Raw genomic sequence first — 13132 nt, 5'->3', positions numbered from 1 at the left:
GAGAACACCAGACCCGACATGCAACACACCCCTCACTCGGCCGGTGTTGCACTCACCCCCAGGAACCGCGCGGGGAAACTTGATGTTGATGGGCGAAGCTTCGCCCCACAACATCAGGTTTCGCTCCCCAAGTGGCTACCGTCGCGGCCGTGGAGCAGTGGGACGTCGTCGTGGTCGGGGCCGGTCCGGCGGGATCGTCGGCGGCGGAAGCCGCGGCGCGGGCCGGACGCCGGGTGCTGCTGCTCGACCGCGTCGAGCACCCCCGGTACAAGACATGCGGCGGCGGGCTGATCGGTCCGAGCCTCGCCGAGCTCGCGCGCCGCGGGGGCGAGCCCCCGGTGCGCACCACCATCCACCGTGCCGGCTTCACGCTGCGCGGCGAGCGTCCGGTGCTGCGCGAGTCGCCCGACCGGGTCATCCGGTGCGTCACCCGGCCCGAGCTCGATCGCTGGCTCCTCGATGCTGCCGCGGGCGCCGGCGCCGAGATCAGGACGCCGTGCACGGTGCGCGAGCTCGAGCAGCACCCGGACGCCGTCCGCGTGCGCACCGATGCGGGCGACCTCGAGGCGCGGGTCGTCGTCGCCGCCGACGGCACGGGCGGCCGGGCGGCGCGGGCGGTCGGCGTCCGCCTGGCCCAGATCGACCTCGGGCTCGAGCTGGAGGTGGAGGCGGCCGGGTCGGGCTTCGATCAGGGCTCGATCCACCTCGACTGGGGCCCGCTGCCCGGTTCCTACGCCTGGGTGTTCCCCAAGGGCGACACCCTCACGGTCGGTGTCATCGCCGCGAAGGGGCGCCCCGCCGAGACCCGCGCCTACCTCGCCGCCTACCTGCGCCAGCGCGGCCTGGACCGGGCGCGGGTGCTCCACGACTCGGGGCACCTCACCCGGTGCCGCACGCCCGACTCGCCGCTGACGGCGGACCGCGTGCTGGCGGTCGGCGATGCCGCGGGCCTGCTCGAGCCGTGGACCCGTGAGGGCATCTCCTTCGCCCTCCGCTCGGGTCGCCTGGCCGGCGAGGCGACGGCCGGTGAGCTCGAGGACGCCGCCGTCCTGCGGGCCGCCTACGAGGCGGCGCTCGCCGAGGAACTGCTGCCCGAGATGGCGGCGGGCACCCGCTGCCTGCGGGCCTTCGAACGGCGTCCGGGCGCCTTCCACGCCCTCATCGGTCGCACCGGCGTCGGCTGGCGCTCCTTCGCACGCCTCGCCTCCGGCGACACCACGTTGGCACGGGCCCTCGAGCACCGCAGCGCCCGCTGGGGCGTCGGCCTGCTCGCGCGCTGAGCTCGGACACGAGCCAGGCTCAGCCCACCACCCGCGCGGAATCGAAGAAGGCCCGAGCCACTGCCCGCTCCCGTTGCCACTGGCGCGGCGTGGCCGACCAGCTGAGGCGGACGCCGTCGCGGTCGACCATCACGAAACGCCACGTGCCCGCGGGCTCCCCGTAGGGGCCGGTGCGGGCGCGGGTGTAGCGCCAGACCAGCCGATCGGTGCCGAGCCGGACGCCGCTGATCCGCCGGCGCTCGCGCAGGCCGTCGGCCACCTCGGCCAGCGAGCGGCGCGGCGCGGGGGTGACCTGGGCGTAGCGCTGGAGGCTCTGACGGCCCGGTGTCAGGTAGAGGTGACAGCCCGGTCCGGCGCGGTCGATCGACTCGGTGAAGGGCACCGGAGGCCGGTAGACGACCCGGACGCCGTGATCCGTGCAGGTGCTCGTGGGATCGGTGTCGAGGGCGACCGAGTCGGTGAAGGCGGCGAGCTCGGCCTCGGTGGGGTCCTTGCCGTGCGGGGTGGTCCACGACAGCCGCACCCCGTGGGTCTGGAGCATCACCACGTCGGTGTCCTGGCCGTCGCAGAAGCAGTAGAAGGAGAGCCGCTCGCCGGTCAGCTCGCCGAACACGGGCACATCGCTGGTGTAGACGACGTCCTCGAGGTCGTCGTCGCCGCCCTGGCCGACGTAGGGGTCGACGTCCTCGGCCTTGGTGGTGGCCAAGGTCGGCAGCACGCCGAAGATCACGCCCACGCCGCGGAAGCCGGCTCCCGTGACCCGGCAGGCGCTGTCGTCGCGGGTGGCATCGGCGTACCCCTCAGGCACCCGGAACGACACCGCGAGGCCGGTGTTGCCCCGGGGACGGAGGTCCGAGCAGCGCATCGCCAGCGGATCGGGGCTCGCCGCAGCGAACGGCTCGGGAGCCTGGGTCTCCCGCGCGGCGACGCGCTCCGACCCCGTGGCGGCGGACGCCGCGACCGCGCCGCTCATGAGGAGCAGCGACGCCACCACCGACAGGAGGCGGACGGCGGGCCGCCGCCGAGGCGGGACGAGCTTCGTCGAGGTCGGGTCGGGACGCGCCGAGTCGCGAGATTCCATCCCGTGACGGTAGCCCGTCGTTCCCGACCGCGTCAGCGCACTCAGCGCACTCAGCGGTAGTTGGTGAACTGCACCGCGAAGTCGAGGTCCTGGCCCTTGACCAGCGCGATGACGGCCTGGAGGTCGTCGCGGCTCTTGGAGGAGACCCGCAGCTCGTCGCCCTGGATCTGGGCCTTGACGCCCTTGGGGCCCTCGTCGCGGATCAGCTTGGCGACCTTCTTGGCGTTCTCCGAGGAGATGCCCTCCTTAAGCGCGATGTCGATCTTGCTGACCTGGCCCGAGGCGCGGGGGTCGGAGACCTCGAGCACCTTGAGGCTCACGTCGCGCTTGATGAGCTTGCCCTTGAAGACGTCGAGGACGGCGCTGGCGCGGTCGTCGGCCGATGCGGTGATCTCGATCGCCGCCTCGCCCTTCCATTCGATGGTGGCTCCGGTGCCCTTGAAGTCGAAGCGCGTGGCGATCTCGCGGGCGGTCTGACCGAGGGCGTTGTCGACCTCCTGGCGGTCGTACTTGCTCACGATGTCGAAGGACGAGTCGGCCACGGTGTGCTCCTTGCGGGATTTTCGTCGGCAGGTTGAGGCTGCGCTATTGTTTCGCCTCGTTGTGCTGGCGCCAAACGCCGGTCGACATCCGGCAGGTTGCCCGAGCGGCCAATGGGAGCGGACTGTAAATCCGTCGCGAAAGCTTCGCAGGTTCGAATCCTGCACCTGCCACGTTGCGAGGCCCCGACACCCTGTGGTGACGGGGCCTTCGGCGTTCCTAGGGGCCAGCCTCACCCAGGTAGCGGTGCCAGCCTCCCGCCGAGGACCAGCCTCAATGCGTGTGCCGCCTGGACACCCGGCAGGTCCGCCGGTCGTGCCAGCACCCGGCCGATGAGGACGCCGAGGAGTGCCTGCGCCACCTCCGCGGGATCGGCCGCTGCCTGCGATGCCACGTCGCCGGATGTCGGCGGCTCGGCGAACCGCCGAGCGACCAGCGGGAGCGTGGCGGCCAGGAACGGGTCGGCCTCCACGTCGGGCCGGTTGATCAGCAGGTCGGTGAGGTAGGCCGCCGCGTACTCACGCCGGTCGCCGACGAACGCGGCGACCGCGGCCAGGTGGTCGCCGAGGGAGTCGCTCGACGGCGTCCGCCGTGCGACGCCTGCTTCGAGGGCGTCCTCGGCCTGCTTGCGGAAGAGAGCTCCGGCGACTGCGTCCTTCCCCTCGAAGTGCTTGTAGAGCGTCGAGGAGCTCAGGCCCGCGTGACGCGCGATCTGGGCCACCGTGGTCTCCGCGTAGCCGCGGGTTCCGAAGAGTTCGGCGGCGGCGGCGAGCAGCGCCGCTCGGGTGCGATGACCCTCGGCCGTCGAGACGCCGCCCCGGGAGCGGCGCAAGGGATAGTAGTTGACCTCCGCGATGCGGTCGGCCATGTCGTGGCGGTCGCCCTGGAGCCGCAGCGAGATCATGGTGAGCGAGGACGCCGCCAGCGAGAAGCGATCGTCGGTACTGAGGTCGGGGTCGACCAGGTGGCGGATCGCCATCCCGTTCAGCAGCGCGACCTGGGCCGCCACGTAGATCGGCGTGGTGAACGGTGGCCGGAACTCGCGCCCCCAGCCGGCGACCAGGGCGTCGGTGACGCGGTGGAGCCGCCTGTCGGTTGTGCGCAGGTAGTCGCGGTAGATCCCATCTGTGGTGCCTGCGCCCAGCGCCCAGAGCCCCATGCGCAGCCGCAGCCCGCGATCCGTCGTCAGTCGTGCGAACTCCGAGCGGTGGTAGGCGTCACCGGCCTCGACCGGCAGCCCCGATCGGACGACGCGCGCGATCGCCGCCTCCAGGTCCTCCATCGGCAGGTTCCCCGGGTCGAAGACCCGGGCGACCAGGGCGTCGGCGTAGGCCGCCACCGAGCCGAAATGGTGGAGGAGGGTCGCCGCGCTGAGGCCGGCCCGAGCGGCGATGCGTCGCGTGCCCACAGCGCTGACGAGGTCGGCGGGGGTGAGGTCGAGCAGGGCGTCCAGTCCGGCCGCGAGCAGGCGGTCGCTGGTCGATCCTGGCGTGTCGTCCACGGGGGGAGGTTAGGGGCCGATGGTGCCCCGTGACGACGATCCCGCGGTCGCCGTCGACGAGGACGGCGTCCGCGGGATCGTCTCGGGGGGCGGATGAGGTTCGACCGAGGTGCGACGGGTCAGGGGCCGGTCGCCGGGTTGGAGGGCCCGGGGTCGTAGGGGTAGGGCCCCTGCGGGTTGGTGCTCGGGTCGGGCAGGGCCTCGGCGGTCAGCGTGCTCTGGGCCGAGGTGAACCAGCCGGCGACGCGAAGGGCGGCCGTCTTCGTTCCGGCCGTCGTCGGGGCGAAGGCGACCGTGATCGAGCAGGTGGCTCCGGCGAAGAGCAGCCGGTCCGAGCAGGTGTCGGCCACGACCGCGAAGTCGGCGGCATCGGTTCCCGCCAGGCTGACGCTGAGCGGTGCGGTCGGGAGGAGCTGCTGGCTGCGCACGGTCACGGTGCGGCGCGTCGGGGTCGCACCGCTGCCGAGGGTGACGGGGTCGAAGGAGACCGAGGCGGGCATGGCGAGCCGGTCGGGCGCGGCGGCGGAGGCCGTCGAGGTCGCGCCTGCGGACGCCACGAGCGCCCCGCCGGTCGCAAGGACGGCGGCGATCGTCGCCAGAGCTGGCCGGACCTGCCGGCGGCGGGGCCGCTGCCGGGGGCGGGAGGAGGGTGTCATGGGGTGCCTTTCGGTGGGGGCAAGGGCCGGGGACGAGGCGTCCCGGTCGACCGCGGAGGACTCTGCACGCCCGCCGAGCTCCGTCGAAGGACCGTCGACACTCTCCTCCGATCAGCGGGGCGTGTTCACGCGTCGCTCCCGCACGAGCGTTGAACGATCGTTCAACGCTGGCCTCCCCAGGCATAGGGGTGAGGGCACGACGCGGCCGGCGGCAGGTGGCTATCGTCCCGACATGTCATCTCGGGGACAGCAGGGCTCCGGTGCCCCCGCGCCGGCCCGTCCGACCAGCACGCCATCACCGCCGCCCGCCGATCGGGTCGAACCCGTCGACCCCGTCGACCCGGTCGACCTGCTGCTCCAGCAGCTGCGCACCCGCCTCGCGAACGCCGATCCACCGGCGCTGCGGTCGTGGTGGGGCGGCCTGAGCGACGTCGAGCGGCAGGCGCTGATCATCGACTCGCCCGAGCTCGTCGGCGCGGCCGCCGGCATCCTGCCGCGACACCGCGACGAGGCCAACCGGCTCCGCCTGCTCGGCGACCTCGCCCGCTGGGGCGACGCCGACCAGGACGGCGTCCTCCCGCCGCCGGGGTGCCGGGTGCTGGCGGCCGCTCGGGTGCTCCAGCGCCAGGCCGAGTCGCGGGCGCAGGCACCTGTGCTGATGCTCCTCTATCGCCCCGACGCCGCGGCCGGCACCGCCGAGACCGCGCTGAGTCTCGGCGACCCCGACCAGGCCGAGGACGTCGTGGCGCTCACCGAGCCCGGCTGGGATCTCGCCGCGCTCGCGACGATCCGCGACCGGGCCGAGGTGCCGACGGCGGTGGTGGGCTGGCGGGGGAGCGGGGTGGCCCTGCACGCCCTCCTCGACGGCCTTCGTGCGGGCCGGGCCACGGCTGCGGTGACGACCGGTTCGATCAGACCGTTCCCGAGGTGACGGGGGTCGCATTAGGGTCCCCTGCGTGCATCCCCCCGTCCCCATCGTGCTCTCCAAGAGCGCCTCGCTGGGCCGCGTGGCGCTCGCCTACGCGGTCGCCGGCGGCGCCGGTGCGGGCTGGCTCCTGGTCGGCCCGGACTCCGGCCGCCGCTGGCTCGACGCGCTCATCGCCGACCTGCTGGCCACCCTGGTCGTGTTCATCGCCAGCCGCCTCTACGGCAACTCCAGCTTCTACGACGCGTACTGGAGCGTCGTCCCCCCGCTCGTGTTCCTCTACTGGTGGACCTGCGGCGGCGTCGGGTTCGACGACCCGCGCGCCTGGCTCGTCTTCGTCGTCGTCCTGCTCTGGGCGGTGCGCCTGACGCTCAACTGGGCCGTCTCCTGGCCCGGGCTCGCGCACGAGGACTGGCGCTACCCGCTGCTGCGCGAGCGGGCGGGACGCCTGGAGATCGTGGTCGACCTCCTCGCGATCCACGTCTTCCCGACCCTCCAGGTCTTCCTGGCGCTCGTGCCGCTGTTCCTGGTGACCCGCGCCGACGCCCGACCGTTCGGTGTGCTCGACGTCGTCGCCGCTGTCGTCGGGGTGGCGGCGATCGCGCTGGAGACCGCCGCCGACCTGCAGATGCGGGCCTTCGTGCGCGAGGGTCGCCCCGGCCAGGCGATGGACCGCGGCCTGTGGGCCTGGTCGCGCCACCCGAACTACTTCGGCGAGTTCGGCTTCTGGGTCTCCTGCGCGCTGTTCGGCCTCGCCGCCGACCCCGGTCAGGCATGGTGGGTCTTTGCCGGTGCGCTCGCGATGCTGGCGATGTTCCAGGGCGCGAGCATCCCGATGATGGAGGAGCGCAGCCTGGCCCGTCGTCCCGACTACCAGCGGGTGATCGACACCGTGCCCCGCTTCGTGCCCCGCCCGCCGCGGCGGAGCATGTCGTGACCCGCACCCGGGTGCTGGTCGCCGGCCTCGGCGACGCCGGCCTGCTCACCGCGATCCACCTCGCCAAGGACCCGGCGCTCGAGGTCGTCGGGATCTCCTCCCAGCCGGGGCTGGTGAGCGGCCAGGAGCTGGGCATCCGGCTCGCGCGGCCCGAGGAGTGGGTGCGCGATTACTGGCTGCCCTTCGACCGTTTCCGCGGCCTGGACGGCGTCCGCACCGTGCACGGCGTCCTGGAGAGCCTCGACCCCGACCGCCACGTCGTGCTCGTCAGCACCGCCGACGGCGAGCAGCACGAGGAGCCCTACGACCACCTCGTCATCGCCACCGGGGTGCGCAACGGCTTCTGGCGCACCCCGACGCTGCGGGACGCCGCCGCCGTGGCCGCCTCCCTGCGCGAGCCGCACGAGCGGCTGGCCCAGGCCGACCGCATCGCCGTGATCGGCGGCGGCGCCGCGGCCGTGGCCACCGCCGCCAACCTGGCCGCGCGCTGGCCGGCCAAGCGCATCGACCTGCACTTCCCCGGCGACCGCGCCCTGCCGCAGCACCACCCGCGCACCTGGAGCACGGTCGAGGGCCGGCTGCGTCGCCTCGGGGTCGGGCTGCACCCCGGCCACCGGGCCGTCGTACCCGAGAGTGCCGAGGGCGCCGGCGGTGCCGACGTCCCCGAGGGCGCCGACGCGATCACCACCGGTCCGGTGCGGTTCGTCGCCGGCGGGGAGGCCCCGGCCGACGCCGTCGTGTGGGCCATCGGCCGGGTCCGCCCCAACTCCGGATGGCTGCCCGCCGACCTGCTCGACGACCAGGGTTTCGTGCCGACCGATCGACATCTGCGGGTGCCGGGCGCGACGAACGTGTGGGCGATCGGCGACGTGGCGGCTCCCGAGGGCGACCCGTTGCGGGCCACCGCCCGCAACCGGGCCGACACGCTGCTGGCGCGCAACATCGCGGCAGCGGTGCATGGCCGACCGCTCGGCAGCTACCGGCCCGCCGCGCGCCGGTGGGGATCCGTGCTCGGCGTCCAGGACGACGGCCTCCAGGTCTTCACCCCCGGCGGCCGGGCGTTCCGCTTCCCGGCCTGGACCATCCGCACCGTCCTCCAGCCGCTCATCGTGCGGCGCGGCATCTACGGCGGCGTGCGCGGCGACGGTCCGACGCTCGGGTGAGGTCGCCGTCACCACTCCGCGCCTACGGTCGGGGCATGGCGACTCCCCCTCCCGACCAGCCCAGCAGCGAGCACCGTCGTCCCGCCGGGGTGGACGACGCGACGGTCGAGGCCCTCGGGACGGTGAGCGAGGCGCTCGAGGCCGTCGAGGTCGCCCGCGGCCACCTCTACGCCTTCCATCGCATGAGCGGCACCGCCGACCTGACCCTCGGCAAGGGCGTCGACCAGCTGCGCGCGGCGGGGCACACCGACCTCGCCGACCTCCTCGAGCGGCAGCTCGTCGGACGCAACGTGCTCGAAGGACGCTGGACCTTCCAGATCGTCGAGGAGTACGACGACGGGTACCACGCGGCCTTCCGCGCTCTCGAGCAGCGGTGTCGCGAGGAGCTCGTCGGCGGACGCCGGCACCTCTTCGAGGCCGAGATGAAGGAGGAGCGGCGCACCCACGGCCACCCCGACCACACCGCCCGTCCGGTCGCCGAGCGGGAGTGACCCGCGTCGGGAGGGATGTGGTGCGGCCTCCGGTCCGCGAGGGAGCACCGCCCGCTCCTGCGTGAGGAGCAGCTCCCTCCCGGACCGGAGGCCGCTTCTCCCAGGTGCCCAGCCGCGTCGCATTCCAGTCCTCGCGGCTACGCCCGCTCGGGTGGTGGTGTTCAGCCGCCGTTCCCCTCCCCGGCCTAACCTCGGCGAACGTGCCCTCGCAGGTCGCCGTCGCCGCGCTGCTCGCGCTCGGTGCCGCCGTCGTCTTCGCCGGCGCCGCGGCGCTCCAGCGCTCGGCCGCCCGCGTGCACGTCGACCTCGCCGAACGAGGGCTCGCCGGGCTGCCGGTGCTCCTCGGACGCCTCCTGCGACGTCCCCGCTGGTGGTGGGGATGGGCCGCCACCGTCACCGGCTTCGCCCTCCAGGCCGCCGCGCTGCGCCTGGCCTCGGTCGGCGTGGTGCAACCCGTGGTCGCCCTCCAGGTCGTCGTGGCCCTGCTCGCCCTCGCCTGGCGGCACCGCCGGCCCCCTGCGTGGAGCGGCCTGCTCGGCTGTCTGGCCCTGGCCAGCGGCGCGGGCGCCGTGCTGGCGCTGGTCGCCGGCCTGGTCGAACCGCCGCCGACCCACCTGGGCCTGGCCCTCGGCATCGCGTTCGCCCTCGTGGTGCTGGCGGTGGCGGGGGCGCGCCGGCTCCCCGGGACGGCGCGCGGACCGCTGCTGGGTGCCACCACCGGCGTGTGCTGCGGGGTCACCGCCGTGCTGCTGGACGCCGTCGTCGACCGGGCCGCCGCTGCGCCGGACCTCCTCACGGCGGCGTCCTGGCTGCTGCACGACTGGCGTCCTGCGGCGCTGGTCGGCGCCGTCCTACTCTCGACCCTGGTGGGTCAGGCCGCGCTGGCGACCGGGCGGCTGCCGGCCACGCTCGCCGTGCTCACCGCGGTGAACCCGGCCGCGAGCATCGCGATCTCCGCCGCTGCCGCCGGGGTGCTGCCCGGCACGCCGACGCAGGTGCTGGGCATCGTCGGCGCCGCCGCCGCGATGCTGGTCGGTGCGGCGCTGGTGGCCCGTGCCGCGGCCCTCGTCGAGGGGGTCAGGCCGGGCTGAGCCCGGAATCACCGTCGCGCCGGCGCCTTGCCAGGACACCCGGCTGGTGCCGCTCGCTACGCGGCCACCGGTGATTCCGGGCTGAGCCGGAAGACGGGGATGAGCCGGTCGGTCTTCTGCTCGTAGAGCCGGTAGTTCGGCCACACCTCGATCATCGCCTCCCACAGCCGGTCACGCTCGGGGCCGGGTGCGGCCTCGTGCGCGGTGACCCGCCAGGAGCGCCGGCCCATCCGCACCTCGGCCGTGCCGGCTGCCCGCAGGTTGATCACCCACACCGGCAGCTTCGGGCCGCCGAAGTAGGAGCCCGCGACGAGCTGATCGCCCTCGAACGGCACGCACAGCAGCGGGGTCGCGCGCGGCAGGCCGGTCTTGCGGCCGGGCACGGTGAGCATGAGGTTGGGGAGGCCGGCGAGATCGAGCACGCTGACGCGGTGGCCGCTCCACTGCTGGAGGTGCTCGTCGACCCACACGATCTGCGGCAGCAGCCGCGGCATCCACGGGATCGCCCCGATGCGCACGGCGAGAGGTGTCAGCAGTCCCACGGCGGCCAGCCTAGTGAACCCCCGATCCCCGCACCCGCACGTGCGCCCGCACGTGTTCGCCGAGCCGTCCGGAGCCGTTCACGGCGCCGTCGTCGACCCACGATCCGCCCTGCCTACCGTCGGACCGGTGATGAAACGCGGCGTCCTCGGCAGCACTCTCGTGCTCCTCGGCGGTCTCCTCATCTCCGTCCTCCCCGCCTCGACCCCGCTGTTGCGGTTCGCCCCGCTGGTGGCGCTGCGCGACGAACGCGCGGGCCGGATGCTGGGTCTTGCGGTCGTGGTGATCGGGCTCGGCCTGTGCGCCTCGGCGTGGCTGCGCCTGTGTCGCGAGGTCGCCGGCGCCACCGGACCGGCGGCCCGGCAGGCCCTCACCCGGGTGTGCACCGCCGCGGTGCTCTGGAGCCTCCCGCTGCTCGTCGCGCCGCCGCTGTTCTCGCGTGACGGATGGTCGTACGCCGCCCAGGGCACCATGGTCGAGATCGGGATCTCCCCCTACGACTACGGACCCTGGGTGCTCGGCGGGCCGATCGTCGAGGCCGTCGACCCGGTGTGGATGTACACGCGGACGCCGTACGGCCCCCTGCCCCTCGGACTCGGAGCCCTGGCCGCCGCCCACACGCGCGACCCGTGGCTGCTGGTCATCGCCCACCGGCTCATCGCCCTGGTCGGGCTCGCACTGCTCGCCTGGGCCGTCCCGCGGCTCGCGGCGTGGACCCGCGCCGACGTCCCGCTGGCCGGCGCGATCGTGCTCGCCTCCCCGCTGATGCTCGCCAACGGCGTCGCCGGACTGCACAACGACCTGCTGATGATCGGGCTGATGGCCGCCGCGCTCGTGGTGGCGGTCGAGCGATCGTGGCTGTGGGGGGCGGCGCTGGGAGGCGCCGCCGCCGCGGTGAAGCTGCCGGGCGGTCTGGTGTGCCTCGCGATCGTGCTGGTCGCGCTCCCCGCCGGCGCGGGTCTGCGCGCCCGGATCTCCCGGGCCGTCTCGGTCGCGGGCGTCAGCCTCGGCACGGTGGTGGCGCTCGGCCTGGTGGTGGGCGTGGGTGTGGGCTGGGTGCGCGGCCTCGCGGTGCCGGTCACCTTCGACACCGTGCTCTCCCCGCCGACCGTGCTGGGCAACCTCCTGGACTGGCTGGTGGCCACCCTGCTGCCCGGTCCGGGTTGGGGACGCTTCGGCGTCGACGCCCTGCGACATCTCGCCCTGCTCGCCACCGCGGTGATCCTCATCGGCCTCGGCGTGCGGACGCCGACCGGCGACCGGGTCGCCGCCCTGCGGGCATTGGCCATCGCGATGGTCGCGCTCGTGGTGCTCAGCCCCGTGGTGCACCCCTGGTACCTGCTGTGGCCGCTGCCGTTCGCCGCCGCGCTCGCGCTCCCGCGCGGTGCGTGGCACGCCCTCATGGCGGTCGCCGTGGTGGGCGGCGTCGCCGCGCCGCTCGACAGCACCCTCTACGACGCCTACGTCGCCGTCAGCCTCGCCTCGCTGCTCATCGCCGCCATCAGCGCCGCCCTGCTCGTCACCCGCCGCGCCCGCGCCCGCATGGAGCGACTGGAGGACGTGCGGCACGGCGGGGGTGAGCGGGGGGCGGTGGGAGCGGGGGCCAGTTTCCCCGGCCGGCCGGGGAAACCTGCCGTCTGAGGCGGCAGATCCGGCCGATCCGGGCAGTTTCGCCTGTCCGCTGTGGCGGGCGGTGCAGGAGGGACGACGTCCGCCCGCCGCGGCGGAGCTCAGGGTCGGAGCTCGAGGTGAGAGCTCGGGGTCGGAGCTCAGGCGGCGGTGTCGGCCGCGGCCACCGCCGCGGCATGCAGCTCGAGCAGGTGGGCGGCCGTCGCCGACCAGGGGTAGGCCTGGGCCCGCACCCGGGCCGCTTCGCGCAGCAGCGGTGAGAGGCGCGCGGCCAAGGCGAGGACGCCGTCCGCGAGTGCCGTCGGGTCGGGTGCGGCCCATCCGCCGCAGGTGCGGTCGATGAGCTCGCGGGCACCGCCGCGATCGGCGGTCAGCACCGGCGTCCCGCAGGCCAGCGCCTCGAGCACCGCGAGCCCGAACGTCTCGCCCGGACAGACCGAGAGCGCGATGTCGGCCTCGGCGATGCGTCGCGCCAGCTCGGCGCGGTCGTCGAGGTGGCCGTGGAACCGCACGGGTGCGTCGCCGGCGAGGTCGACCAGTTCGTCGCGGTGCGGCCCCGTGCCGTAGACGTCGAGGCGCACCGGCACGCCACGACGATGCAGCTCGACGGCGGTCGCCACCGCGAGGTGCGGCGACTTCTCGCGAGAGAGCCGGCCCACGTGCACCAGCCGCAGCAGCGGGGACGGCGTCCACGCGCTGGGGGCGAACCGCTGGAGGTCGACCCCGAGCGGCACCCGCACGACCGGGCAGCCCGCTCCCCGCGCCGAGGAGCGGAACTCGGCCTCGGCGTACCGGGAGGTCACGACCACGCGGTCGACGCTGCGCACCAGCATGCGGTTGAGGACGGCGATCGAGGCCCGCGAGCCGAGCACCAGCCCGGTGCGCAGGGCCAGCATGTCGTCGAGTCGCTCGTGGGAGACCAGCGTGGTCGGCACGCCCCGCCGTCGTGCCCACCGGCTGATCGGCAGCAGGGTGGCCTTGTCGTGGAACTCCAGGGCGGTCGGGGCGAAGGCCTCGAGGGCCTCGGTGATGCGCCACGGCTCGACGATCAGCCGGTAGCCGCCCCCGACCTGGGGCGCGCGCAGGCGCACGATCGTGCCGGCGTCGTCGTCCTCCCGGGCGTCGGTGGGGCCCGGCACGATCAGCAGCCGCCGCGCGCCGAGGTCGCGGTAGCCGTGGCCCAGCGCGGTGACGGCGGTACGCATGCCGCCGGAGGTGGGGCCGACGAAATTGGCGAGCTGGGCGATCCGCACGAGGCGCAGCCTCCCGTATCCGCGTGAACGCACGCCGACCTCGAG

General features: G+C 74.4%; 13 protein-coding genes and 1 tRNA gene. 8 read left to right on the top strand and 6 right to left on the bottom strand.

Annotated elements, in window-relative coordinates:
• Positions 1-131 precede the first annotated feature (131 nt).
• Positions 132-1280, top strand: a complete 1149-nt coding sequence (locus ABD671_RS14750; RefSeq protein WP_344734178.1) for a geranylgeranyl reductase family protein — start codon at positions 132-134, stop codon at positions 1278-1280.
• Positions 1281-1299: 19 nt separating this feature from the next.
• Here ABD671_RS14750 and ABD671_RS14745 read toward each other — a convergent pair whose 3' ends face one another.
• Both ABD671_RS14745 and ABD671_RS14740 read right to left on the bottom strand, forming a co-directional pair.
• The gene (locus tag ABD671_RS14745; protein ID WP_344734177.1) at positions 1300-2361 is read right to left on the bottom strand and encodes a hypothetical protein; all 1062 of its coding nucleotides are present in this window, start codon (positions 2359-2361) and stop codon (positions 1300-1302) included.
• A 50-nt stretch (positions 2362-2411) separates the two neighbouring features.
• A complete protein-coding gene (locus ABD671_RS14740; RefSeq protein ID WP_344734176.1) occupies positions 2412-2903 on the bottom strand; it encodes a YajQ family cyclic di-GMP-binding protein in 492 nt (163 codons plus the stop codon).
• A gap of 90 nt (positions 2904-2993) precedes the next feature.
• Here ABD671_RS14740 and ABD671_RS14735 point away from each other — a divergent pair.
• Positions 2994-3074, top strand: a tRNA-Tyr gene (locus tag ABD671_RS14735).
• 59 nt (positions 3075-3133) lie between these two features.
• Here the strand turns inward: ABD671_RS14735 and ABD671_RS14730 are convergent.
• Both ABD671_RS14730 and ABD671_RS14725 read right to left on the bottom strand, forming a co-directional pair.
• Entirely contained in the window at positions 3134-4402 is a 1269-nt protein-coding gene (locus tag ABD671_RS14730) for a TetR/AcrR family transcriptional regulator (RefSeq protein ID WP_344734175.1), read from the bottom strand.
• A gap of 119 nt (positions 4403-4521) precedes the next feature.
• Positions 4522-5058, bottom strand: coding sequence for a hypothetical protein (locus tag ABD671_RS14725; RefSeq protein WP_344734174.1), 537 nt, complete (start codon positions 5056-5058; stop codon positions 4522-4524).
• 232 nt (positions 5059-5290) lie between these two features.
• On the opposite strand from ABD671_RS14725, the gene ABD671_RS14720 reads away from it, so the two are divergent.
• The 5 genes from ABD671_RS14720 to ABD671_RS14700 all read left to right on the top strand — a co-directional run bounded on the left by ABD671_RS14720 (position 5291) and on the right by ABD671_RS14700 (position 9665).
• On the top strand, positions 5291-5989 hold the full coding sequence (locus tag ABD671_RS14720; protein ID WP_344734173.1) for a hypothetical protein: 699 nt from the start codon (positions 5291-5293) through the stop codon (positions 5987-5989).
• A gap of 25 nt (positions 5990-6014) precedes the next feature.
• A complete protein-coding gene (locus ABD671_RS14715) occupies positions 6015-6920 on the top strand; it encodes a DUF1295 domain-containing protein (RefSeq protein WP_344734172.1) in 906 nt (301 codons plus the stop codon).
• Positions 6917-8083 (top strand): FAD-dependent oxidoreductase, encoded by a 1167-nt coding sequence (locus ABD671_RS14710; RefSeq protein ID WP_344734171.1) that lies wholly within the window; start codon positions 6917-6919, stop codon positions 8081-8083. Before ABD671_RS14715 ends, ABD671_RS14710 begins: the two co-directional genes overlap by 4 nt.
• A 35-nt stretch (positions 8084-8118) precedes the next feature.
• Complete coding sequence (locus tag ABD671_RS14705; protein WP_344734170.1) at positions 8119-8574, top strand: hypothetical protein; 456 nt, start codon at positions 8119-8121, stop codon at positions 8572-8574.
• Between the two features lie 200 nt (positions 8575-8774).
• Positions 8775-9665 carry a hypothetical protein gene (locus ABD671_RS14700; RefSeq protein WP_344734169.1) on the top strand — a complete coding sequence of 297 codons (891 nt, stop codon included), beginning with the start codon at positions 8775-8777 and terminating at the stop codon, positions 9663-9665.
• Positions 9666-9721: 56 nt separating this feature from the next.
• Here the strand turns inward: ABD671_RS14700 and ABD671_RS14695 are convergent, their stop codons facing one another.
• Positions 9722-10207: a nitroreductase family deazaflavin-dependent oxidoreductase gene (locus tag ABD671_RS14695; RefSeq protein WP_344734168.1), complete on the bottom strand. Its 486-nt coding sequence runs from the start codon at positions 10205-10207 to the stop codon at positions 9722-9724.
• Between the two features lie 130 nt (positions 10208-10337).
• Between ABD671_RS14695 and mptB the strand changes: the two genes are divergently transcribed.
• On the top strand, positions 10338-11846 hold the full coding sequence (mptB, locus tag ABD671_RS14690; protein WP_344734180.1) for a polyprenol phosphomannose-dependent alpha 1,6 mannosyltransferase MptB: 1509 nt from the start codon (positions 10338-10340) through the stop codon (positions 11844-11846).
• Positions 11847-11974: 128 nt separating this feature from the next.
• Here mptB and ABD671_RS14685 read toward each other — a convergent pair.
• On the bottom strand, positions 11975-13132 hold a 1158-nt coding region (locus tag ABD671_RS14685; RefSeq protein ID WP_344734167.1), incomplete at its 5' end, for a glycosyltransferase.

Origin of the sequence: Nocardioides fonticola (genome assembly GCF_039536805.1) — a bacterium.
Classification (GTDB): domain Bacteria; phylum Actinomycetota; class Actinomycetes; order Propionibacteriales; family Nocardioidaceae; genus Nocardioides; species Nocardioides fonticola.
Note: the sequence above shows the minus strand (reverse complement) of the source record. Positions and strands in the feature narration are given on the sequence as shown.

Coding starts and splice junctions, on each gene's coding strand:
- mptB (WP_344734180.1), top strand. CDS start 10,338: ATGAAACGCGGCGTCCTCGGCAGCACTCTCGTGCTCCTCGGCGGTCTC.
- ABD671_RS14745 (WP_344734177.1), bottom strand. CDS start 2,361: ATGGAATCTCGCGACTCGGCGCGTCCCGACCCGACCTCGACGAAGCTC.
- ABD671_RS14705 (WP_344734170.1), top strand. CDS start 8,119: ATGGCGACTCCCCCTCCCGACCAGCCCAGCAGCGAGCACCGTCGTCCC.
- ABD671_RS14725 (WP_344734174.1), bottom strand. CDS start 5,058: ATGACACCCTCCTCCCGCCCCCGGCAGCGGCCCCGCCGCCGGCAGGTC.
- ABD671_RS14720 (WP_344734173.1), top strand. CDS start 5,291: ATGTCATCTCGGGGACAGCAGGGCTCCGGTGCCCCCGCGCCGGCCCGT.